The 21,878-nt window shown below is 61.6% G+C and carries 17 protein-coding genes and 1 tRNA gene; 6 read left to right on the plus strand and 12 right to left on the minus strand.

Annotated elements, in window-relative coordinates:
* The first annotated feature begins 251 nt into the window (after positions 1-251).
* Positions 252-1,343 carry a redox-regulated ATPase YchF gene (gene ychF / locus ACW4DH_RS15480; protein ID WP_459637302.1) on the plus strand — a complete coding sequence of 364 codons (1,092 nt, stop codon included), beginning with the start codon at positions 252-254 and terminating at the stop codon, positions 1,341-1,343.
* Positions 1,344-1,431: 88 nt separating this feature from the next.
* Positions 1,432-1,508 (plus strand) — tRNA-Met (locus ACW4DH_RS15485).
* Between the two features lie 112 nt (positions 1,509-1,620).
* Here ACW4DH_RS15485 and ACW4DH_RS15490 read toward each other — a convergent pair.
* Entirely contained in the window at positions 1,621-2,919 is a 1,299-nt protein-coding gene (locus tag ACW4DH_RS15490) for a M18 family aminopeptidase (protein WP_459637303.1), read from the minus strand.
* Positions 2,920-3,048: 129 nt separating this feature from the next.
* On the opposite strand from ACW4DH_RS15490, the gene ACW4DH_RS15495 reads away from it, so the two are divergent.
* Positions 3,049-5,082: a carboxy terminal-processing peptidase gene (locus ACW4DH_RS15495; protein WP_459637304.1), complete on the plus strand. Its 2,034-nt coding sequence runs from the start codon at positions 3,049-3,051 to the stop codon at positions 5,080-5,082.
* Positions 5,083-5,305: 223 nt separating this feature from the next.
* Complete coding sequence (ligB, locus tag ACW4DH_RS15500) at positions 5,306-6,913, plus strand: NAD-dependent DNA ligase LigB (RefSeq protein WP_459637305.1); 1,608 nt, start codon at positions 5,306-5,308, stop codon at positions 6,911-6,913.
* A gap of 5 nt (positions 6,914-6,918) precedes the next feature.
* Here ligB and ACW4DH_RS15505 read toward each other — a convergent pair whose 3' ends face one another.
* Genes ACW4DH_RS15505 through ACW4DH_RS15555 form a run of 11 tightly spaced genes read right to left on the minus strand, consistent with a single transcriptional unit; the run spans position 6,919 to position 18,348 of the window.
* Positions 6,919-7,266: a cytochrome C oxidase subunit IV family protein gene (locus ACW4DH_RS15505; protein ID WP_459637306.1), complete on the minus strand. Its 348-nt coding sequence runs from the start codon at positions 7,264-7,266 to the stop codon at positions 6,919-6,921.
* Between the two features lie 13 nt (positions 7,267-7,279).
* Positions 7,280-7,948: a cytochrome c oxidase subunit 3 gene (locus ACW4DH_RS15510; protein ID WP_459637307.1), complete on the minus strand. Its 669-nt coding sequence runs from the start codon at positions 7,946-7,948 to the stop codon at positions 7,280-7,282.
* The gene (gene ctaD / locus ACW4DH_RS15515) at positions 7,920-9,536 is read right to left on the minus strand and encodes a cytochrome c oxidase subunit I (RefSeq protein WP_459637308.1); all 1,617 of its coding nucleotides are present in this window, start codon (positions 9,534-9,536) and stop codon (positions 7,920-7,922) included. Before ctaD ends, ACW4DH_RS15510 begins: the two co-directional genes overlap by 29 nt.
* Positions 9,533-10,552 carry a cytochrome c oxidase subunit II gene (coxB, locus tag ACW4DH_RS15520; protein ID WP_459637309.1) on the minus strand — a complete coding sequence of 340 codons (1,020 nt, stop codon included), beginning with the start codon at positions 10,550-10,552 and terminating at the stop codon, positions 9,533-9,535. The genes ctaD and coxB overlap by 4 nt, the downstream gene beginning before the upstream one ends.
* A complete protein-coding gene (locus tag ACW4DH_RS15525; protein ID WP_459637310.1) occupies positions 10,545-11,072 on the minus strand; it encodes a hypothetical protein in 528 nt (175 codons plus the stop codon). The genes coxB and ACW4DH_RS15525 overlap by 8 nt, the downstream gene beginning before the upstream one ends.
* The gene (locus tag ACW4DH_RS15530; RefSeq protein WP_459637311.1) at positions 11,065-12,099 is read right to left on the minus strand and encodes a hypothetical protein; all 1,035 of its coding nucleotides are present in this window, start codon (positions 12,097-12,099) and stop codon (positions 11,065-11,067) included. Before ACW4DH_RS15530 ends, ACW4DH_RS15525 begins: the two co-directional genes overlap by 8 nt.
* A complete protein-coding gene (locus ACW4DH_RS15535) occupies positions 12,096-12,695 on the minus strand; it encodes a c-type cytochrome (RefSeq protein ID WP_459637312.1) in 600 nt (199 codons plus the stop codon). The genes ACW4DH_RS15530 and ACW4DH_RS15535 overlap by 4 nt, the downstream gene beginning before the upstream one ends.
* The gene (locus ACW4DH_RS15540) at positions 12,692-13,219 is read right to left on the minus strand and encodes a DUF3341 domain-containing protein (RefSeq protein ID WP_459637313.1); all 528 of its coding nucleotides are present in this window, start codon (positions 13,217-13,219) and stop codon (positions 12,692-12,694) included. Before ACW4DH_RS15540 ends, ACW4DH_RS15535 begins: the two co-directional genes overlap by 4 nt.
* On the minus strand, positions 13,212-14,573 hold the full coding sequence (gene nrfD, locus ACW4DH_RS15545) for an NrfD/PsrC family molybdoenzyme membrane anchor subunit (RefSeq protein ID WP_459637314.1): 1,362 nt from the start codon (positions 14,571-14,573) through the stop codon (positions 13,212-13,214). The genes ACW4DH_RS15540 and nrfD overlap by 8 nt, the downstream gene beginning before the upstream one ends.
* Positions 14,570-17,707 (minus strand): TAT-variant-translocated molybdopterin oxidoreductase, encoded by a 3,138-nt coding sequence (locus ACW4DH_RS15550; protein ID WP_459637315.1) that lies wholly within the window; start codon positions 17,705-17,707, stop codon positions 14,570-14,572. The genes nrfD and ACW4DH_RS15550 overlap by 4 nt, the downstream gene beginning before the upstream one ends.
* Positions 17,695-18,348, minus strand: a complete 654-nt coding sequence (locus ACW4DH_RS15555) for a cytochrome c3 family protein (RefSeq protein ID WP_459637316.1) — start codon at positions 18,346-18,348, stop codon at positions 17,695-17,697. Before ACW4DH_RS15555 ends, ACW4DH_RS15550 begins: the two co-directional genes overlap by 13 nt.
* A 279-nt stretch (positions 18,349-18,627) precedes the next feature.
* Between ACW4DH_RS15555 and ACW4DH_RS15560 the strand changes: the two genes are divergently transcribed.
* Together ACW4DH_RS15560 and ACW4DH_RS15565 are read left to right on the plus strand one after the other, a co-directional pair.
* Positions 18,628-20,856 (plus strand): heavy metal translocating P-type ATPase, encoded by a 2,229-nt coding sequence (locus ACW4DH_RS15560; protein ID WP_459637317.1) that lies wholly within the window; start codon positions 18,628-18,630, stop codon positions 20,854-20,856.
* Between the two features lie 105 nt (positions 20,857-20,961).
* Entirely contained in the window at positions 20,962-21,852 is an 891-nt protein-coding gene (locus ACW4DH_RS15565) for a prenyltransferase (protein ID WP_459637318.1), read from the plus strand.
* Positions 21,853-21,878 lie beyond the last annotated feature (26 nt).

Here is a 21,878-nt window from a genome sequence, read left to right on the forward strand (position 1 = left end):
GACGCTCGTTCGCGATACGCAAGCACTTCGCGGCATCGATTACGGCAGTATCGTTCCCCGCGAACCGTCCTCGGCAACGCCTCCCCGCCAGCCGTTGTGGATCATCCACTAAAATCGCCATCAAAATCGCTGTCACGAGCCGTTTGCGTCCCTGCCCCGCGCAACAACCCTTTGGCTAGTGAAGGCACGCCTCATGACGTAGAATGCCGCCACTCCTCTTTCCAGTATTCTGCTTTTTCAGGGACCATATCATGGGTTTCAACTGCGGCATCGTCGGCCTGCCCAACGTCGGCAAATCCACTCTTTTCAATGCACTGACCAAGTCAGGCATCGACGCCGAAAATTTCCCGTTCTGTACCATCGAACCCAATACCGGGATCGTACCGATGCCCGATCCGCGCCTCGACAAACTGGCGGAGATCGTCAAGCCGGAGCGGGTGGTGCCCACCACCATGGAGTTTGTGGACATTGCCGGGCTGGTGGAGGGAGCTTCCAAGGGCGAAGGTCTCGGCAACAAGTTTCTCGCCAATATTCGCGAAACCGATGCCATCGCACATGTGGTGCGCTGCTTCGACAATGACAACGTCATTCACGTCGCCAACCAGGTCGACCCGCGCGCCGATATAGAAATCATCAACATGGAGTTGGCGCTGGCCGACCTCGACACCGTAGAACGTGCGATCCAACGCCTGGTGCGCGTGGTCAAAGGCGGCGACAAAGACGCCATCGCCACCAAGGCGGTGCTGGACCGTATCCAGCCGCACCTCGCCGAGGGGCTGCCACTGCGCAGTTTCGACCTTTCCGACGATGAGAAGCGTCAGGTCAAAAGCTTCGGTTTTCTGACGCTCAAGCCGACCATGTACATCGCCAACGTCAACGAGGATGGTTTCGAGAACAACGCCTACCTCGATGTCGTGCATGAAATCGCGGCCGAGGAGAACGCCATCGTCGTGCCCGTGTGCAACCAGTTGGAAGCCGAAATCGCCGAACTCGACGACGAAGAGCGCAGCATGTTCCTCGATGAGATGGGCATGGAAGAACCCGGCCTCGACCGGGTGATCCGAGCCGGCTACGCCCTGCTTGATCTGCAGACTTACTTCACCGCCGGGGTCAAGGAGGTCCGCGCCTGGACGGTCAAGGTCGGCGCTACCGCCCCCCAGGCCGCCGGCGTCATCCATACCGATTTCGAGAAGGGCTTTATCCGTGCCGAAGTCATTGGCTATGAGGACTTCGTGACGCTGGGCGGCGAGCAAGGTGCCAAGGATGCCGGCAAGTGGCGCCTGGAGGGTAAGGAGTACATCGTCAAGGATGGCGACGTGGTGCACTTCCGCTTCAATGTCTAAGCGACGCCAAGATCGGCCCACCGCGCTCAGATGGCGGACAAAGCTTGACGCATCATGTGCTTATGGGTAATATTCGCCCCCGTTGAAGGGCTACGTAGCTCAGTTGGTTAGAGCACATCACTCATAATGATGGGGTCCCCTGTTCGAGTCAGGGCGTAGCCACCACCGAATCGCCAATACCCGCCAAGGCTAGCCTTGGCGGGTATTTTGTGTTGGGTTCCCTTCTCCTCGTCGGCAGTCAGGCCCGCACCGATACGGGCCCGATCGTTTCAGCGGCTCATGCCAGCTCGGCGCGATTGACGAAAGCACTCAGCGCACGGATCAGATATTCGGCGTCGTGACTGCCGGCGGTTTCGCGGATCGAATGCATGGCCCACTGCGGCACGCCCACGTCCAGCGTCGGCACACCAAGCTCCGTCGCGGTAATCGGACCGATGGTACTCCCGCACCCCATGTCGGCACGAGTGACGAAAGTCTGTACCGGCACGTCCGCCTCACGGCAGATATCCCGAAACAGCGCCGCCGTGGCACTGTTGGTGGCGTAGCGCTGATTGGCGTTAACCTTGATTACCGGACCGGCGTTGATGGCGGGACCATGGTTGGCATCGTGCTTGTCGGCAAAATTGGGATGCAGGGCGTGAGCGTTATCGCAAGAGATCAATCGCGAGCGCTGAATCATCCGAATCCAGCCCTCTTCGTCCCCTTCACCCAGTTGCGCATGCGCCCGACGCAGTACATCGGCAAGAAACGGCCCCTGCGCGCCGACGGCACTGGCACTGCCGACTTCTTCATGGTCATTGGCGACGAAAACCGCGCCCTGCGATCCGTCACTCGCCAGCAGGGCTTCAATGCCAATAAAGCAGGAAAGCAAATTATCCAGCCGTGCGCTCGCGATCAACTCGCCCTCCACGCCGACGACGGCAGGCGGCTGAACGTCATAGAGCCCCAGCTCGAAATCCAGGATATCGGCAGCTTCCAGACCATGCTGCTCGAACAGCCAGCGCTTGAGCAGCCGCTCGATATCCGCAGCGTCACCGCCCTGCAGGAATACCGGGGCCATCTGGGTCTGGGCATTGATGGCACGCCCATTGTTGGCTTCGCGATCAAGGTGGATCGCCAGGCTCGGCACGATCGCCACCGGCCGCTCGACGTTGAGCAAGAGTCCCTGCAACTGGCCATCCGAGCGGCGCACCTGCACACGCCCGGCGAGCCCCAGATCCCGGTCGAACCAGGGCGCCAGCAACACGCCACCGTACAGCTCGACACTCAACTGCAGCCAGCCGCGTCCGGTAACCGCCGGATTGGGTTTCAAGCGCAGCCCGGGGCTGTCGGTGTGCGCGCCGATCATGCGCAGCGAAGAGAGCCCCGTCTCGGGCACCTGCATGGCGATCAGGGAGGAGTCGTTGCGTGTCACGTAGAACCTGTCGCCCGGCGATAGTGTCCAGGCTTGGGTTTCGTCGAGACGGCGATAACCGGCCTGTTCCAGACGGGCCGTCATATTGGCCACCGCGTGCCAAGGTGTCGGCGAGCCCTGCAGAAAAGAGAGTAAGCGTTCCACAACCGGAGCGTGTGACATGAAATTCCTCAGTGAAAGTGTCTGTGTCAGACGATACAGACTGCTACAATGCCAGTCCGGCTTGGGAATTCTCAAGGGATCCGGAGGTCTAGGGAACAGAGTATATATGAATCCTGGAGTGCTTCATTGATGAGTCTGCCTGTAGCCGTCTGGCGAGCGGCGATGCTTTCGCTTTTGGTCATGTTGAGCACCTCGACATTGGCCGGCCCCACCCCAAACGACGCCCAGAACCAAGCCGCCATAGAAGTCGCCGAATCGCTGCGCTACGGTCATTATGCCGACGTGAATTTCGATGACGAATGGTCGCAGCACGCCCTGACGCGCCTGCTTGATCTGCTCGATCCTCAGCGCGCCTACCTGTTGCAGCGCGATGTGGATGCCTTCAGCGATCTCCAGACATCGCTGGACGATGCCCTTTCCGATGGCGAACTGGATCGCGTCTACGCACTGTACAACCGCTATCAGGAACGCCTGGAAGCGCGTCTGGAGTGGCTGCTGGCGCGCATCGATGCGGGCCTCGATTATGATTATGACGGCAACGAGCGCATCGCCTTGGATCGTGAAGACGAGCCTTGGGTACAGACGGAAGCCGCGCTCGACGAGCTGTGGAATAAACGGCTCAAGAATGCCGCATTGACGGTGTCGATCAGCGATCCGGAAAATGACGACATCGCCGCCACGCTGCGCGAACGTTACGCCAATCAGCTCGCCCGGATCCGTCAGACCAATGCCGAGGATGTGCTGGTACTGTTCATGGCTGCCGTGACCGGGACTATCGATCCGCATACCGATTACTTCTCGCCGCAGCAGAGCGAATCCTTCGATATCCAGATGAAGCTGTCGCTGGAAGGCATCGGCGCTCTCCTCCAGAACGAAGGCGAATACGTCAAGGTATCCAGCCTGGTCCCCGGCGGGCCGGCCGACAAGAGTGGCGTGCTGCAGCCTGCTGATCGCATCGTCGCGGTCGGGCAGGGAGACGATGGCGAGATGACCAATGTCATCGGTATGCGCCTCGATGAAGTCGTCGAGCTGATTCGCGGTCCCAAGGGCTCTACGGTGCGTTTGGATATCGTTCCCGGCAAGGCCGTCGACGTCACCCGCTCGCATGTGGTGGAAATCGTACGCGATACCGTCAAGCTGGAGGATCAGGCAGCCAAGAGCGAAGTCATCACGCTGACCCGGGACGGTGGCGAACACAAGATCGGCGTGATCGATGTTCCCGCCTTCTATGTCGACTTCGATGCCTGGCAGGCCGGTGAGGAAGAGTATCGCAGCACGACCCGCGACGTGGCCAAGGAGATTGAGTCGCTCAAGGCGCAGAATGTCGAGGGTATCGTGCTCGACTTACGCAACAACGGTGGCGGGGCGCTACAGGAAGCCAATTCTCTAATTGGCCTGTTCATCGACCGCGGCCCCACCGTGCAGGTCCGCGATGCACAGGGCCGCATCAGCCTGTATGGCGATACCGACAGCGGTGCCCTCTATGAAGGCCCGTTGGCGGTGCTGGTCAATCGCCTCTCGGCCTCTGCCTCGGAGATCTTTGCCGGCGCCATTCAGGATTATGGGCGTGGCTTGGTGCTCGGTTCTCGTACCTTCGGCAAGGGCACGGTACAAACACTCAATGACCTGAGCCATGGCCAGATCAAGCTCACCCGGGCCAAATTTTACCGGGTTTCCGGCGAGAGTACCCAGCACCGTGGTGTCGAGCCCGACCTGCTGTTTCCGCAGTTGATCGATCCCGAGGAAATCGGCGAAAGCGCTCTCGATAACGCTCTGCCCTGGGATCAGGTACGCCCGGTACAGTATCGCCTGTATGGAGAGCCGTGGCGCTATCTCGAGACGCTGGAAAACCTGCATGAAAAACGCGCCTCCACGGATGCCGACTTCACCTACCTCAAGCGCCAGGCCGAACTCGGCAAGAGGCTACGTGAACAGCAGACCAGTGTCAGCCTTAACCGCGAGCAGCGTCAGCGAGAAATGGAGGCTCAGGAAGCCGAGCAGCTTGCCTTGGAGAATCAACGCCGAAAAGCGCTGGGACTCGAGCCCGTCGAGGATTGGACCGAAACCCGCGACGAGGAGGAAACACGGCCGGTAGATCGGGCCCAGATAGAAGAAAGCGCCGAAATCCTGCTCGATTATGCCCACCTGGTCAACCAAGCCTGACGCTCATCGCCCCGCCAATCGCGGGGCGATGTCGTTGTGCCGTGCCGACGTGAGGAGTCACGCTCCCTCGCGGTTCTCTGCGTTCCCAGCCAAGCGCCTACGGCGCGGGTTAATCGCGCTCGGCTTGTTCCTGCAATGCTCCTGCGTCTTGGCGGCCGCCCAGCCATCGCCATTGCCCGAGGCGTCGTGCCCTGACATATCCGTTTCTCAAGGGCGGCAAGCCGTGGCGAGGCTGAGCCAGCAGGTCGATCAGTGGGACGAAGCCTACTATCGCCAGGGACAACGCCTGGTCGATGACAGCGTCTACGATCAAGCCAAACGGCAGTTGCGCATGTGGCAACACTGCTTCCGGACAGCCCCCGCCACCCTGACGCCTACCGAACCGGAGGGCCCGCTCCGCCACCCCATTCCCCACACTGGCCTCAACAAGCTGCCCGGCCGCCAGGAAGTCGCCCAGTGGCTGGACCGGCAAGGCGACGCCCCGCTCTGGGCACAGCCCAAAGTGGATGGCGTTGCGGTATCCCTGGTGTACGATGCCGGCCAGTTGGCCGCCGCCATCAGTCGTGGCAACGGTGAACAGGGACAGGACTGGCTGGCCCAGGTGCGTCGCCTGCCAGCGATTCCTCAAGTCCTGCCCGCACCGGCGGCGGCGATATCACCGCACATTGTTCTGCAGGGCGAGCTGTATCAGCGCCGCCAAGGGCATGTACAGGCAGACAGCGGTAGCGACGGTGCCCGTAGCGCCGTGGCAGGCATGATGGCGCAGAACAGACTTGCCCCTCCGGATAGGGCAAGTATCGGCCTGTTCGTCTGGGAATGGCCAAACGGGCCCGCCGATATGTCGGCACGCCTCGAACAGCTCTCAGCCTGGGGATTCGACACGGTCCAACGCTACACCCAGCGCATCCGTAACATCGAGGATGTGGCCGAATGGCGTCAGCGCTGGTACCACGCCGCCCTGCCCTTCGTGACCGACGGGATCGTGATCAAGCGGGGCGACCGTCCACCGGGCGCGACCTGGGAACCGACGCCCCCCGAGTGGGCCATCGCCTGGAAATACCCGGCCCAGCGCGTCTCGAGTATTGTCGAGTCGGTGGAATTTTCTATCGGGCGGACCGGGCGGATCACCCCCGTCGTTCATGTCGTCCCGGTGCAGCTCGACGATCGGCAAGTCAGCCGCATCAGTCTGGGCTCGCTGGATCATTGGCACGCGCTTGATGTACGCCCCGGCGACCGGATCCTGATTCGCCTTGCCGGCCTGACCATTGCGCAGTTCGAGTCGATACTGCTGCCTGCCGAGCCGCGTCCTGAGGTTACTTCGCCCGATGCCAGCCGTTACGACGCCTTGAGCTGCATGGCTGACGCCCCGGCCTGCCATGAACAGTTCGAGGCCCGTCTGGACTGGCTAGGCAGCAGCGACGGTCTGGAACTTGCGGGCATCGGCCCGGAAAGTTGGCATCGACTGGTGGAAGGCGGACTCGTGAAAGGGCTGCTTGACTGGTTGAGCCTGGAAGAGGATCAGCTCATGGCATTGCCCGGCGTCGGCGCCAAACGCGCCCATGCCTGGAGAACGACCTTTCAGCAGGCCCGACAGCGCGACGAGCAGCACTGGTTGATCGCGCTGGGCATGCCGCCGTTACCCAAAGCCGTTCGCGAGGCTGCATTGCAGGACATCTCTCTGCATGATCTGCAGTCCCGCAGTCGCGTTGAGTGGCAGCAATACGCCGGAGTCGGCCCGACTCGCGCCGCCCAGCTCGTCGCCTTTTTCCATCACCCTCCGGTGGTGAAGCTGCTGGATACGCTGGTCACCGCTCACATTCTTGCGCGCTGAAACCTTCACTGCTCGGAGTCGCGCATGGTGTCTGGCTCCAGCGACATTACCCCGGGCGATTCCTGGCGCAACAGGTCCTGCTGCTCGATATCCCGGTAGAAGTAGTCGGCCAAGGTCAGCGTGATCATGAATGCCAGCCACATCATGCCGGCCAGCGCGAACACGCGCAGCAGATTGTCCGCCGAGCGCAGGCCCATGAAAAAAGTCACGATGAATCCGGCCATGACGAATGCACATAACAGGCTGAAGGCATGTCCCAGCGTGCCGGGAGCGAGCTTGGCCACTGCGACGCTGGCCGCCAGTACAACCAGATACCCTACCCAGGCGAAAACGGGAGCCTTGACGTCTTTCATATCGCCGCCCTCATCAGGATGAAGCGCGCAACAGGTATTGCGTCGTGAAGATGAACACCCAGACCACATCCACGAAGGCCCAGTAGAGCCCACTGATCTGGATCTGGCGTCCCAGCCTGGGCGGGTCGCGCCAGCGCAGCGCAAGGACGATCAGCACCAGCAATACCAGCATGCCCAAGGACATATGCACGGCATGCATCCCGGTCAGCACATAATAGAAGTCGAAGAATATCTGTGCCTGCTCGGGATGCGGGCCAGGATAGGTGAATTCCAACCCGAGGATCGGCATCAAGCCTTCGGTGTATTCGTGGTGCCATTCGTACCCCTTGATCGCCAGGAAGACCATCCCGATACCGATCGTGATGAGCAGGAAAGCCAGGGTCAGTCCCTTGCGCTCGGCGTTGGCCGCACGCTCGGCCAACGCCATGAACAGGCTGCTGGTCACCAGCAATGCCGTATTGAGCGTGCCCAGCATCAAATCCAGATGCCCGGCCGCTTCGGCGAACACGTCGGGATAGGCGTGGCGATACACCGCGAAGCTGGTGAAGATTCCACCGAACAGCATCAGCTCCGTGGCCAGAAAGATCCACATCCCCATCAGGTCCGCATGGCGCTGCTGCGTCAGGTCGTCGAACTGCTCTTCCGGCTCGGCCTTACTTGTTGTCGATGGTGTCGTAGTCATAAGGCGGTCCTGTTACCTGCTGCGGTTCAAGGAAATTGTGCTTCGGCGGCGGCGAATCCGTTCGCCATTCCAGCCCCGCGGCGCGCCAGGGATTGGGCGGCGCTCGCTCGCCCCAGCGCAGCGACCAGAGCAGGTAGACCAGCGGCAGCAGGTAACCGATAGCCAACACGCCGGCTCCCAGCGACGACATGACATGCAGGATCTGAAAATCCTCGGGATAGGTCTGGTAGCGCCGAGGCATACCGGCGTACCCCAGCAGGTACTGCGGAAAGAAAGTCAGGTTGAAGCCGATAAATAGCGCCAATGAGGCGACCTTGGCCCAAATCTCCGGATACATGCGTCCGGTCATCTTCGGCCACCAGAAGTGCAGCCCCCCAAGATACGCCGTGACCATGCTGCCCACCATGATGTAGTGAAAATGCGCGACGACGAAATAAGTGTCATGCACGTGCACGTCGACGGCTAGCGAGGCCAGGAAAATCCCCGTGAAACCACCAATGGTGAATAGCCCGACGAACGACAGCGCATAGATCATCGGCGACGAGAAGATCAGGCGTCCCTTGTACAGGGTCGCCGTCCAGTTGAAGGTCTTGATCGCCGAAGGCAAGGCGACGAAGAAGGAGAACAGGGAAAACATCAGTCCGGCATACAGGCTCTGTCCGGAAACGAACATATGATGCCCCCAGACGAGAAAGCCGAACACGGCGATGGCCAGGATCGAGATGGCCATGCCGTGGTAGCCGAACACGGTCTTGCGCGAAAAGCAGGTAATCAGCTCCGACACCACGCCCATGCCTGGCAGGATCATGATGTAAACCGCCGGGTGGGAATAGAACCAGAAAAGATGCTGGAAGAGGATCGGGTCGCCCCCCAGAAGAGGATCGAAAATACCGATGCCCAGCAGACGCTCCATGACCAACAGCAGTAGCGTCGCGGAGAGCACCGGTGTCGCCAACACCATGACCAGACTCGTGGCGTAGTTGGCCCATACGAACAGTGGCAGACGGAACCAGGTCAGTCCCGGCGCACGCATCTTGTGCGTGGTGACGATGAAGTTGATCCCCGTCAGAATCGACGAAAAGCCGACGACGAAAACGCCGGACAGGGCCGCGATGACCGCAGTGTCGGAAAACTGCGTCGAATAAGGCGTGTAGAAAGTCCAGCCAGTATCCACCCCGCTGGTGATTACCGCCGCGATCGTCAGGAGCCCACCGATACTGTAGATGTACCACGAGATCAGGTTGAGCTTGGGAAAGGCCAGATCCTTGGCTCCGACCATCAACGGCAGCAGGAAATTGCCCAGCGTATTGGGAATGGAAGGGATCAGGAAGAACCACACCATTACGATGCCATGAATCGTGAATAATTGATTGTAGGCATCGGAGCTGACCAGATCCCCCTCGGGCGTCATCAGTTCCAGGCGAATGAGCAGTGCCGCGAGCCCGCCCAGAAAGAAGAATGCGGTGATCGATATCGTATACAGCCAAGCCACTCGCTTGTGATCCGTGGTCAGCAGCCAGTCACGGACCCGCCAGCCGCTGGTCAGATAGCTCTCCTGCGCTACGTTGTCGGCGGTCTCGGCGCTCATTGGCTCCCTCCTCTGCTTGGCTCTACCGCCTCTTTCACCCAGTCGCCGGGTTCCAGTGATTTGATGTAGGCAATGATCTGCAAGATCTCATCCTCCGTGATTTGCCCCGCGAAGCTCGGCATGACCGGTTCGAACCCGGCAACGATGTGCTTGTCCGGCTGTAGAATCGAGTCGCGAATATAGGCTTCGTCGGCCATGATCACGCGACCGTCGTCCAGCGCGACGCTACGCCCGTAAATACCGGCCAACTTGGGGGCGCGCACGCTCGACTTGCCCATGTGGCAACCACTGCAGCCATGCGTCTCGAACAGTTGCTTGCCGGCGACGGCAAGACTCGCCCCGCTTCCCTGGCGCGTCAGCCAATCCTGATAATCGGCCTGCTCCATGACCACGACCTTGCCCAGCATCCGCGAATGGAAGCTGCCGCAGTACTCGGCACAGAACAGCCGGTATTCGCCCGTTTGGGTGGCCTTGAACCAGGCCTGCTTCTCGGCACCCGGTACCACGTCACGCTTGAGGCGAAACGCCGGCACGAAAAAGCTATGAATGACGTCCTGCGAGGTGACACGCAGCTCGATGACCTCATCGACCGGAACATGGAGCGAATTGATCTCCCGTGTGCCATCGGGGTGCTGAATCTTCCACATCCACTGTTTACCGACCACATCGATGGTCATGGCCGGTTCGGGCCCGCGGTAGGCATCCAGATAAAGGCTGCTCGCCCAGCCGAAGAACACCATGAACGCGGCCAGCATGGCTGCCAACACCGCGATTTCGACCCTGTTCTGGGTGCGCGTCGATGGCCGGTTAGAGCGATCCGCCTTGTGATTGCCGGCTCGGTAGCGAATGCCGAAGAAGGTGATCAGCCCTACCACCAACAACATGATGATGATGCTGGCGCCCACCAGGGCGAAGTAGAGATGATCGACCTGACCGGCGTAATCGGTGGCCTGCTCGGGAATCAGGTGCAGCCCTTTTTCCACCTCAGGAAGGTAGGATGCGACTTCGTCATTCATTCCCCGCCTCCTGTGTGTCACGGGTCTCGATACTGCGCTCAGGTGTTACCACGGCCTGGGCGGCCGAGACATTCACCTTGTCCGCGACAGCCGCATCGACGCCCTTGCTCACCGGTGGCTCCGCCAGACCGATACCGTCATCGGCAAGCGGCCCCCGCTCCGGCAGGCCACGCTCCACCAGCAATTGCATGGCCCGCGTGATCGGCATATGCACGCGCTCGGCCTCTCGATCGACCCAGCCAACGCTGGCCAATTGCGCGTTCATGCGTAAGGTCAACACTGCCAGATCCGCCTCGGGGGACACCTGCAGCCTGGGCGCCAGCGGCGCGCTGACCGGCTCGCCGGCGAAGGGATTGGGCGGACCGGGCAGTTCCTCCCACACCGTGGACATGAGCCCCCATAACGCCACCAGGACGAGCGGGACGAACACGGCCATGAACAGGATGAACAACACCGGGATGCGGGCCGGCACATCCCGCTGCTCGTGACCTGCGGTGGGGTTGTGCGCATCGTCACTCATGGTGCCTCCCCATCCGCTCCAAGGCCCGTCCCGTCAACCATAGAAATCCGCTCCCCACCGCTACCAGCGCGGCCGGGTCGATCCATGACTGGGCCATCCGCCACTTATCGAAGGCCGGCAGAATCATCCATTGCATTTGCAGTACATAGCCGACGAGGCAGATAACCGCGGCTATTCCGAGCCACCGCCCGCTCTGCTTGGCCGCCGTCGACAATAAGATCATGAAAGGCACCAACATGAAGAGCACGAAGGAGGCCCTGCCGATCCAGTGCCAGGCTCCCTGAGTACGGTGGATATACCAGCCTATCTCGTCGGGAATGTTACCCGACCAGATAATGATCAGCTGAGAGAAGCCCATGAAGGCCCAGCTCAACAGCATGGTCAGCCAGATGTTGGCGATATCCTTGCGCACGGACGAACGCACCGAGGGTGCCAAGATCAGCAGGCCAAAGGCGAGACTGCTCGCCGCCATGGCGCAGACCCGCTCCAGGCCGAAAACGTCGGAATAGAACTTGGGCTCCAGCGACATGTACCAGTCCACCGAGAAGAATGTCAGTGTCAGTACCCACAGGATCAGCCCCGGCGCCGCCACGGCCCTGGCCCGGCTTCCCCGCCACGCCAGCGACCACGCCAGCACCAGCCACACCACGACATAGAATCCCCAGCGCACCAGAAAAAAAGGCTCGTTGAGATAAAGCTGCTTGTGGCGCACCACCTCGGGCAGTTCTTCGACCGGGCGCGTCCAGGAGAACAACTCATCCACCCCGAACAACAGCGGCACCATGGCCAGCACGAAAAGCGGCATCGTCGCCGCCAAGGCACGCCAGACATGCTGACTTTCCCGCCCCCAGGCGCCACCGGTCAGGCCGAAAGTCATGAGCACGGCCACAGCCCCCAGCGGCAACGCCCCCCAGGTCAGCGTCGCCGCCAGCCAGCTGCGCAGGAAGGCCGTCCAATCGATCACGGCCCCGACCAGGCACACCAGCAACGCCACCAGGCCGACGATCCAGACGATGGGTTTCGTCATTGCACGCCCTCCCGTGTCGCCGATGTCCCGGCCTCGTGTACAGGCTGGCCTGGAGCAGGCTCAAGTGCATCGCGCTGTGCCGGGGTCAGATCCTCGAGCGGTGCATATTGCGAGAGCTGCAACGCCTGAATGTAGGCGGCGATGGCCCAGCGATCCTCCGGCGCCACCCGGTCGGCATAGGAATACATCACGCCATATCCCTCGCTGATCACGTCGTAAAAGTGGCGCAACGGCGCATTGCGCAGTCGGTCGCTATGAAACGATGGCGGTGCCGGAAAGCCGCGCTGCACGATCATGCCTTCACCGTAACCGACACGCCCATGACAGGGGGAACAGTAGATGTTGAAACGCTCCTGCCCGCGAGCGAGCAGCGCCTGCGTCAACGGCATCGGTAACTCCTCCGGCACCCTCAGATCGACCGCTTCATCGCGCGCCACGGCTCCCGGCACCGAATCGCGCGCCGCCTGGTTATTCGGCCACTGCGGCGCCGCCTCAAATGTCTCGTACTTGGGCTGATCATCCATCTCCTGCCCACATGCGGACAGCAGCAGCGCCAGCAGCAGCGCTACGCCACTGGAGGCCGGCTTGAAGCTCATGCCGGCACCTCCCATATCTGGGCAGCGTTCAGTTCGTGCAGGCGGGCCGGGGTTCTAGCACCGTCGAACCAGGCGTCGTCGGCTGCCACGATGAGAAAGTAAGCGTCATCGGTGGCACGATCGAACCCGGGAACATTGAAAGCGGGATAATAGGGACGAGGCAATCGGTTGCCAGCCAACATCGCCACCACACTGCCCACGACCGCCGAAAGCAGACCGATCACGAACGTCGGTATCAGAAAGGCGGGCCAGCTATGCAGGGGTTTGCCACCCACCACGAACGGATAGCTCAGCACACTGGCATACCATTGCATGAAGTAGATGCCCCCCGCTCCGATCACCGCCGTCGCCAATGCCACCACCGGCACCCAACGAGGCTTGAACGCCAGCGCTTCGGACAACCCCTCCACTGGGTAGGGAGTCAAGGGCTCCAGGTTGCGATACCCGTCCTGGCGCAACCCCTTGACGGCAGCCACTAGCGCCTCGGCACTCTCGAAACGCGCCATCAATCCATAGTCAGCCATCGTCGCCTCCCTTGTTGAGCTTGGCGATCAGCCCACGCATGTCATGTAGTGAGATCAGCGGCATGATGCGTACGAACAACAGCAGCAACAGCCAGAACACTCCCAGCGAGCCGATGAATACCGCCCAGTCCCATAGCGTTGGCCACGCCTCGCCCCAGGCCGAAGGCATATAGTCGGCATGCGTCGAGGTGAACACGATCTGAAAACGCTCGAGCCACATGCCGATATCGCTGGTGATCGCCAGGCATAGCATGGCGATCGGCGAGCGTCTCACGCGCCTGAACCACAGCAGCTGGACCAGCACTACGTTGCAGAAGATCATGCTCCACCAAGCCGGCGCGTAAGGCCCCGTCCAGCGGTCGATGTAGACGTAGCGGTAGAAATCCTCGCCCGAATACCAGGCGAAGAAGATTTCCTGGGTGTAGGCATAATCCACGACCAGCGCGAACACCAGCATCATGCGGCCCAGATAATCGAGGTGCGTGCGTGTCACCAGATCCTTGAGCCGGAACATGCTGCGCAGGATCACCGCCAGCAGCGCGACGGTCGAAAATCCCGAGAACAGGGCCCCCGCGACGAAGTAAGGCGGGAAGATGGTGAAGTGGTAGCCGGGAACGATGGATACTGCCAGATCCAGCGAGATGATGCCGGTCACCGCCACCACGATGGGGGCAGCTACAGAGGACAGGATCATGTTGGCCTTCTCGTAGCGCGCCCAGTGCGTCGCCGACCCGCGCCAGCCGATCGCCAGCACGCCGTAGAACCATTGCCCCAGCCAACTCTTGGCCCGATCACGTAAGGTCGCCAGGTCGGGCAGCAGGCTCACGTACATGAAGGTGGCCGTGAAGACCAGATAGGTAAAGATGGCGAAGAAATCCCATACCAGAGGGCTGCGCCACTGCGGCCACAGCTCCATGTGGTTGGGGTAAGGCAACAGGTAGTAGAAGAACCAGGGCCTGCCAAGGTGGATAATCGGATAAGCCCCTGCCAATACAACGGCGAACATGGCCATCGCTTCGGCAAAGCGGTTGATCGAGGCCCGCCAGGGCTGACGGGTGATGAGCAGCACCGCGGAGATCAGCGTGCCGGCATGGGCAATCCCGATCCACCAGATGGTATTGGTGATGGGAAAGCCCCAGGCCACCGGAATATTGATGCCGAATAACCCGACTCCCACCTCGAACACGTATAGCACGGCATAGAAGAACGAGACGGCGACGAGGCCACTGATGAAGATCCCCACCCACCATGAGCGCGGCGCCGACTTGCGCAGCACCAAGTCACTGATCCGTTCGGTGAGCCGGGCATGCGTCAGGTCGGGCGGCAGCAGTGGCTGCTCTTTAGGCTTGCTCATACCGTCCCTCCCTTGCCGCTTGTATCATGGGCCGGCGGCTCGAATATCCTGACGAGCTGAACGTCGTCGTCCCGATCGGCCGATGGCTGCGGTGTTTCCAACCCTTGCGTATCGGGCCCTTGCGCATCGGGATTGACGAGCGGATCGGATTGCGGCGCTTCGACTTGCGGGTTGGGATTGCCCACCCCCGCCAGGTACGACACGCGCGGCCGGGTATTGAGGTGTTCGAGCATGCCGTAGTTCAAGGTATGCTCTTTGAGTTCCTTGACATGGCTTTGCTCGTCGCTGATATCGCCGAAGATGATCGCCTGGGTTGGGCATGCCTGTTGACAGGCGGTTTGCAGAGCGCCGTCGGGAATCGGCAGATCCTCGACATCAGCGGTGATCCGGGCGCGATTGATGCGCTGCACGCAGAACGTGCACTTTTCCATGACACCGCGCGAACGCACCGTTACCTCTGGATTGTGTACCGGTGCGGGCTGGGCATAGGTCGCCTGTTGCCCCGTGTAGTCGAACCAGTTGAAGCGTCGCACCTTGTACGGACAGTTCTGCGAGCAGTAGCGCGTGCCGATGCAACGGTTGTAGATCATCTCGTTGAGTCCCGAGGCGGAGTGCTGTGTGGCCTCGACCGGACACACATACTCGCAAGGGGCATTCTCGCAATGCATGCATAGCACCGGCTGGAAAATCAGATGCGGGCTTTCCGGCGGGCCCTCGAAATAGCGATCGATGCGAATCCAGTGCATTTCCCGGCCACGCTTGACCTCCTCCGCTCCCACCACCGGAATGTTGTTCTCGGCCTGACAGGCCGTGACACAGGCATTGCAGCCGATGCAGGCGGTGAGATCGACGACCATGCCCCAGGCATGCTCGGCCTTGCGCTCGGCGGGCCAAGGCTCCGGGTAAAGCGACTCGTGCGGCGGCGGATGCTTGGCGAACTCGGGGTTGTTGCGATACTCCTCCAGGGTAGTGGCACGAATCAGATCGCGACCTTCGATAGCGTGGTGATTCTGCGTCGTGGCCAGGCTGACATGACGCCCGATCGCCTCCAGCCGAACCGGTGTCGCCCACGCATGCGTGCTGGCATAGAACGGATAGGCGTTGCCACCCACCCCATCGGCCACATGTCCGATACCCTCGCGACCATAGCCCAGTTGCAACGTCACGGCCTGATCGGGCATCCCCGGCAACGGATAGACCGGCACGTCGAGCTCATGACGGTCGGAACGAATGCGTACGACGTCGCCCTCCTTCAGGCCACGTTGATAGGCGAGTACAGGGCTGATCAGTAACGCGTTGTTCCAGGTCAACTTGGTCAGCGGCCGGGGCAATTCCTGTAACCAGCCGTTATTGGCATAACGGCCATCCCATATCGCCGGGTCGGGCTGCAATTGCAGCATTACGCTATCGTCATCGAGAGCGCTGGCTTGCGACGCTGGCACCAGACTTCCCGTCCAGCCGTCACGAGGCGTGACGCTGACCGGGGCGAAAGCGGAATCCGCCAGCAGGCCGTCATGCAGACAACCTCGCCAGAAAGTCTGGAAATCGCCGCCCGTGTACTGTGACTGCCAATACCCGATTAACAGTTCACGGGCATCCTCATCAGTGCCCTGTCGCAACGCCGCCAGCAGTTGCAAGCCGGTCTTGCCGCCATGCAGGGGCTGGATCAGCGGCTGCAAGAAGCTCGTCGTACCCTCGTAGGCTCGCGCATCCCCCCACGTCTCGAGCGGATGCGTGGCGGGAATGTGCCAGTGCGACATCCGCCCCGTCTCGTCGTAGACCTCACCCCAGTGCAGCCGCCAGGGCACCTGCTGATAGGCCTGGAAAAATTCGAGATCGCCCGGAGCCGTGTACACGGGGTTGGTTCCCATGACGATCAATGCCTCGACGTCGCCGGCATGCATGGCCTGGGTCAGCTCGTTCAACGGGCGCGCCGTATGGCTGGCATCGACCGGAGCGATGAACTCCAGCGTCTGACCATAGGCGCCAAGCGTCTGATTGATGGCATGGGCGATGGCGTGCACGGAGGCAGGTTGTTGATCGCCGGGAACCACGACGACCTCGCCGACATGCTGTCTCAGTTCCTCCACCAGAGGGGTCAGCCAGCTGTCCGGCACCACCGCCTGCGTGGGCGGTTCAACCTCGACTCCCAGCGCCGTGGCGAGCTGGCGCGCCAGGTTTTCCACTTGCAGATAGGACAGGCGATAGCGATGGTCGGCGACGCTGCCGGTAATGCTGGGTGTCGACTCGGCCACATACAGTCGGCTGAGAAATCCTTCGTTGTCACGCGGCCTGCGCTGCGCCATGAAATCGTGTGCATAGCGCAGAAACCCCGGCTGCGACTGCATGAAATCGGCATCCAACGAGACCACGACACGTGCCCGGGAAAACCGGTAGATCGGCTCCAATGCCTGGCCGAACAGCATTTCGCTACCGGCATAGACGGCGCTGCGGTCGATAGGCTCATGCACATGCCAACGTGCCTGCGGCCAGCGCACCAACAGCTCCTGCAAGTAAGCGTACTGGCTTGGCGAAGTCAGGCTACCGGTCAGGAAGCGCAATCCGCGGCCCTGGGTCGCGTCCCAGTCACGGCGCTTTTCCTGAAGTGCCATGAGGAAGCCGCCATAACCGGCGACCTCGCCACGGTTCATCACCGCCGCCGCGCGATCCGGATCGTAGAGCGATAGCACCGAGGCCTGAGAAAAGACGTCGCAGGCCCCCAGCGTCGCCGGGTGCTCGGGGTTGCCCTCAAGCTTGACCGGCCGCCCCTGGTGACTTTGCGCCAGCAGTCCATGTGCGTAGCCGCCGACCAGATGGGAAGTGGCGTAATAGCGCGGCACACCCGGCACCTGCCCTTCGGGCATGTTGACGTAGGGCACGATGAACTCACGCGGCTGACGGCTGCATGCCGTCAGACCGGCCAGTGCCATACTGGCCGCCATCAGCTTGAGGGCGCTGCGGCGATCCAGCGGTGCCTCCCAGACGGCGCCCAGACGCGGAAATTCCTGGGTCAGGAACTGCCCGAAGGCTTCGCTTTCGGCCAGTTCCTCAAGGCTACGCCAATACTGAGGTCCACGCGCCCGTGTCAGCCGTTCGCGAATCTCCTGCAGTTCGTTGTGGCTTATCGATGACATGTGACGCACTCGGTCAGGTTATCTTTGTGAATACCGTAGCGTTCCAGCAGTTCATGCCCCGCGATGCCGTCCTCGGCGGGGTCGTAGCCCATCGCCGTGATCTTGTCGGCGGGGCGCAGATTGGGTTCCGGATTGCGGTGACACGACAGACACCATTGCATGGTCAAGGGCTTGCGCTGTGTCGTGATGGGCATCTCGTCGACGCGACCATGGCACGACTCACACCCCACACCATTGTTGACGTGCACGCGGTGACTGAAATAGGCGAAATCGGGAAGGTCATGTACACGCACCCAGTGCAGCGGCTCCTCGCGCTTGAGGCTTTCGCGCACCGGCGCCAGCATTTCGGCGTTGGTCCATAATTGCGAATGGCAGGACATGCAGGTGTATGTGGGAGGCAGCCCCGCGAAGTCGGACTGGGTGACGCTGGTGTGACAATACTGACAATCGATGCCTAGCCCACCGACGTGGTGGTCGTGGCTGAAGGGAACCGGCTGTTCCGGCGTCGAGTTGACACCGGTATCGTGCGCCGAGCTGCCAAGAGTGATCGCGACGATGACCAGCGCCACCAGTCCCAGGATGCCGCCCCATAGCGTGACACTGACCAGAGAATTCGCCCGGCGGGGAAAAATTTGCGGCATTCGGCCTCTCCTTGACCTTGTTCTTTTTTTATCTCCTCACGGCACTAATATCGCCCTCACGGAACTCACTATAGGAAAAGAATGTCCAAGCGTGCCAATCCTGTATGTCGATTTAGGTTAATTTAGCGACCCCCGGTAATGCCGGGTGCAATTCCCACGGCCCTCCCGCGTACTTGCGTCTTCGCCCTGCCGCGGCACCTCCCGCCTGACATCGATAGGCCGCATCCGTGGCGATATCCGCTACCCTGATCGGTGGATACACGATATCGATGGAATGCCATGTCCCTACGCCTGGCCGTACCCCGTGAGCAGCCAATGCCCTCCGATGCCGAGCGCGTCCCAACCGCCACAGCGCACGAGGGAGTCTTTACGATAGACGGCATGTGGTGCAGCAGCTGCGCCTTCGCCATCGAGCATTTCCTGAAGCGTCAGACCGGCGTCGAACAGGTCAGCGTCAATTTCGTTTCGGGTACCGCCTTCCTGCAGTGGGACCCTACTCAGACCGACTTCGAGACCCTGAGCGCCCGGGTCGCCAAGCTCGGCTATGCCCTGTCCCGCGAGTCCAATACAACCGCCAGCCGCACCCGGCTCGCCCAGGAAAGGCGCGCTCTGATCGTGCGTCTTGTCGTCAGCGTGGCGTTTGGCATGTGGACGGTCATGGCCTCGGCACTGCTGTACTTCAATTATGGATTGGGCGCGCAGGTAGATTGGGTGATCGCAATGGTCGCGACCACGCTCTCCCTACCGGTGGTGGGATATGCCGGGCGACCCTTCTATCGCGCCGCATGGCGTACGCTGCGGGCCGGCCGGCCGGGCATGGACGTGCTGGTCAGTCTAGGGGTATTCAGTGCCATGCTATTTTCCTTGTGGCACCTCTGGCGGGGCTCGGCGGATGTGTATGTCGATACCGCCGTCATGCTGATTACGTTGCTGCTGGTGGGACGCCTGGTGGAGATGTTCAGCCGCCAGGATGGGCTCGAGGCGTTATCGGCATTGGACAGTCTCACGCCGCAAACCGCGCAGGTTTGGCAGGCGGAAGAATGGCGTCAACTGCCGATCGCCGAGGTCCGCGTGGGGGAAAAAGTGGCGGTGGGTGAACACGAGACCATCCCCTTCGACGGCATGCTGATCGAGACCCAGGCCCTGGTCGACCGGGCCGCACTGACCGGAGAGAACACCCCCATCACCTTGACCCGCGGCGACCGTCTCGAGGCAGGCTGCCGCAATGCCGGTCCCGCCCTGACGTTGATCGTCGAGGCGGCACTGGGCAAGCGCTATATCGATACCCTGCGCTACAAGATGCTCGAGTTACATGCCCGCAAGGGAGAATTCCAGAAGATTTCCGATGTTTTCGCGCGTTGGTTGCCTTCGCTGGCATTGTGTCTGGCCCTGGCCACCTTCGCGCTGACCTTGATGCGTGGCGTGGGTATCGAAGCGGCCTTTGCCTGGGCGCTGTCGGTACTGGTCGTCGCCTGCCCTTGCGCCGTGGGTCTGGCGATTCCGGTCGTGACACAGGCCGCCGGCGCCTGCGGCCTGCGGCGTGGCATCGTGTTCAAGGATCTGGTGGCCTTCGAGACGTTGGCCAAGGCGCGCAGCATTGCCTTCGATAAAACGGGGACATTGACCGCCGGAAATCTCGGCATCGGCGAGATTCGCACGGCGCCGGGGGTTGATGCCCGACACCTGCTGCAGCTTGCCGCCCAGGCCGAAAAGGGCATCATGCATCCCGTCGCCCAGACGCTGCGGCGCCATGCCACCGATCAAGGCCTGTCGCTCGCTGACGAGGTCGAGACGATCCATTACCCTGGGTTCGGGGTCGAGATGCGTCTCTCAGCGGATGAATGCCTCCGTGTCGGCGCACCGACATGGCTGGCCGAACACGGCGTGGTCCTGCCCGATATCGCGGATATGACGGGCAAGCGGGTCGCCGTGGCCCGTAATACGCAATGGCTGGGCATCCTGGCGCTGGACGAAAGGCTGACAGAGAATACTCAAGCCACCGTTGGCCAGTTTCGGCGGGCGTCCTTCACCCTGGCATTATTGAGCGGGGATCAGCATGACAATGTGCATGCTGTCGGGCACCGAGCCGGATTCCGCGACAGGGAACTGTTCGCTGCACTGACGCCCGAGGCCAAGGCGCGTCTGATCGACGCCCTGCCCAGGCCGTCTATCTTCGTCGGCGATGGTATCAACGATACGCTGGCGCTGGCGTCCGCCACTACCGGAATCAGTGTCGCCGGCGCGACCCAGCAGGCACGTGATATCGCCGCGGTGTCGCTACTCACGCCGGGCATCGCCCAGGTCTGGGAGGCGCACGACCTGGCAAAGCGTGCCTACCGGCTAATGCGTCAGAACCTGGGATTTTCCATCGTCTACAATCTGTTGGCGCTCAGCCTGGCAGTGTGGATGCCGATCCCACCGGTGATTGCAGTCACCGCCATGACCATCAGCTCGCTCAGCGTGCTGGCGAACGCCGCGCGCCTCTATCTTCCCGACGCCTCGAAGTAGCCCGGCTTGGCGCCGGCGCGCACAAGGCCTTGCCCCCTATCATTGCACCCTGCTGAATTAGCATCAGAATAGATTTCCTATAACTCAAAAGCGATTCTCCATCACATGCAAGCCATATCGGCCGTCATCCGCTCAACGCGGCCCAACTTCCTTCTTCTCGCCCCCCTGTGCGGGTTACTAGGCATCGCCGTCGCCTCGCACCAGAAGGATTTGGCACCGGGTCATGTCCTGCTGGTGCTGCTGGGGGCCGTATGCGCACATGCCGCCGTCAACTTACTCAACGAATATGAGGACTTCCGCTCAGGGCTCGACCTGGAGACACGGCGCACGCCCTTCTCGGGCGGTAGCGGCTCGCTGCCCGCGTTTCCCTTGGCGGCGCCTGGCGTCGGGATTACCGGGCTGTTCATGCTTGGCGTCACCACCCTGATCGGGAGTTATTTTCTATGGCTGCGCGGTCCCGGTCTGCTGGCGATCGGGTTGGCCGGCTTGCTGCTCGTGGTGACCTATACCCGTTGGATTACCCGTTCGCCACTGCTGTGCCTGCTCGCGCCAGGCCTGGGATTCGGTCCGATCATGGTGTTGGGGACCACGCTCGCGCTGGGGGGGAATATCGATGCCACGGCGACACTCGCCTCAGCGGTTGCCTTACTGCTGGTCAGTGAATTGCTGCTGGTCAACCAGTTTCCCGACATCGAGGCTGATCGACGTGTCGGGCGTCGCCATCTGCCCATCGTGCTGGGCATCCCGGCCTGTGCGCGCATCGCCCCGGGACTGCTGATCGGCGCTTACCTGGGCGTGGCGGCGGCAAGCATCACCGGCATCTTTCCGCTGGCAGCGCTTATCGCCCTGCTTCCTCTGCCGGCGGCCCTGCGGGTCGCCTGGCAATTGCTGCACGTCGGGCAGGCCCCGCACCGTCTGCTACCGGCCTTGGGCCTGAATGTCGCCACACTATTGAGCAGTCTGGCGCTGCTCGACCTCGCACTGTTCATGGCCTGAAGGTTGTCGACGGCGATGAGCCCGGC

The sequence above is a fragment of the Halomonas sp. WWR20 genome, from assembly GCF_054602495.1.

Bases quoted from the DNA above. Each gene is read 5' to 3' on its own strand.
- nrfD (WP_459637314.1), bottom strand. From the start codon at position 14,573: ATGAGCAAGCCTAAAGAGCAGCCACTGCTGCCGCCCGACCTGACGCAT.
- ACW4DH_RS15530 (WP_459637311.1), bottom strand. From the start codon at position 12,099: ATGACGAAACCCATCGTCTGGATCGTCGGCCTGGTGGCGTTGCTGGTG.
- ACW4DH_RS15565 (WP_459637318.1), top strand. From the start codon at position 20,962: ATGCAAGCCATATCGGCCGTCATCCGCTCAACGCGGCCCAACTTCCTT.
- ACW4DH_RS15540 (WP_459637313.1), bottom strand. From the start codon at position 13,219: ATGGCTGACTATGGATTGATGGCGCGTTTCGAGAGTGCCGAGGCGCTA.
- ACW4DH_RS15555 (WP_459637316.1), bottom strand. From the start codon at position 18,348: ATGCCGCAAATTTTTCCCCGCCGGGCGAATTCTCTGGTCAGTGTCACG.
- ACW4DH_RS15560 (WP_459637317.1), top strand. From the start codon at position 18,628: ATGTCCCTACGCCTGGCCGTACCCCGTGAGCAGCCAATGCCCTCCGAT.
- ACW4DH_RS15535 (WP_459637312.1), bottom strand. From the start codon at position 12,695: ATGAGCTTCAAGCCGGCCTCCAGTGGCGTAGCGCTGCTGCTGGCGCTG.
- ACW4DH_RS15510 (WP_459637307.1), bottom strand. From the start codon at position 7,948: ATGACTACGACACCATCGACAACAAGTAAGGCCGAGCCGGAAGAGCAG.
- ACW4DH_RS15550 (WP_459637315.1), bottom strand. From the start codon at position 17,707: ATGTCATCGATAAGCCACAACGAACTGCAGGAGATTCGCGAACGGCTG.
- ACW4DH_RS15525 (WP_459637310.1), bottom strand. From the start codon at position 11,072: ATGAGTGACGATGCGCACAACCCCACCGCAGGTCACGAGCAGCGGGAT.
- coxB (WP_459637309.1), bottom strand. From the start codon at position 10,552: ATGAATGACGAAGTCGCATCCTACCTTCCTGAGGTGGAAAAAGGGCTG.
- ychF (WP_459637302.1), top strand. From the start codon at position 252: ATGGGTTTCAACTGCGGCATCGTCGGCCTGCCCAACGTCGGCAAATCC.
- ACW4DH_RS15495 (WP_459637304.1), top strand. From the start codon at position 3,049: ATGAGTCTGCCTGTAGCCGTCTGGCGAGCGGCGATGCTTTCGCTTTTG.
- ACW4DH_RS15505 (WP_459637306.1), bottom strand. From the start codon at position 7,266: ATGAAAGACGTCAAGGCTCCCGTTTTCGCCTGGGTAGGGTATCTGGTT.
- ctaD (WP_459637308.1), bottom strand. From the start codon at position 9,536: ATGAGCGCCGAGACCGCCGACAACGTAGCGCAGGAGAGCTATCTGACC.
- ACW4DH_RS15490 (WP_459637303.1), bottom strand. From the start codon at position 2,919: ATGTCACACGCTCCGGTTGTGGAACGCTTACTCTCTTTTCTGCAGGGC.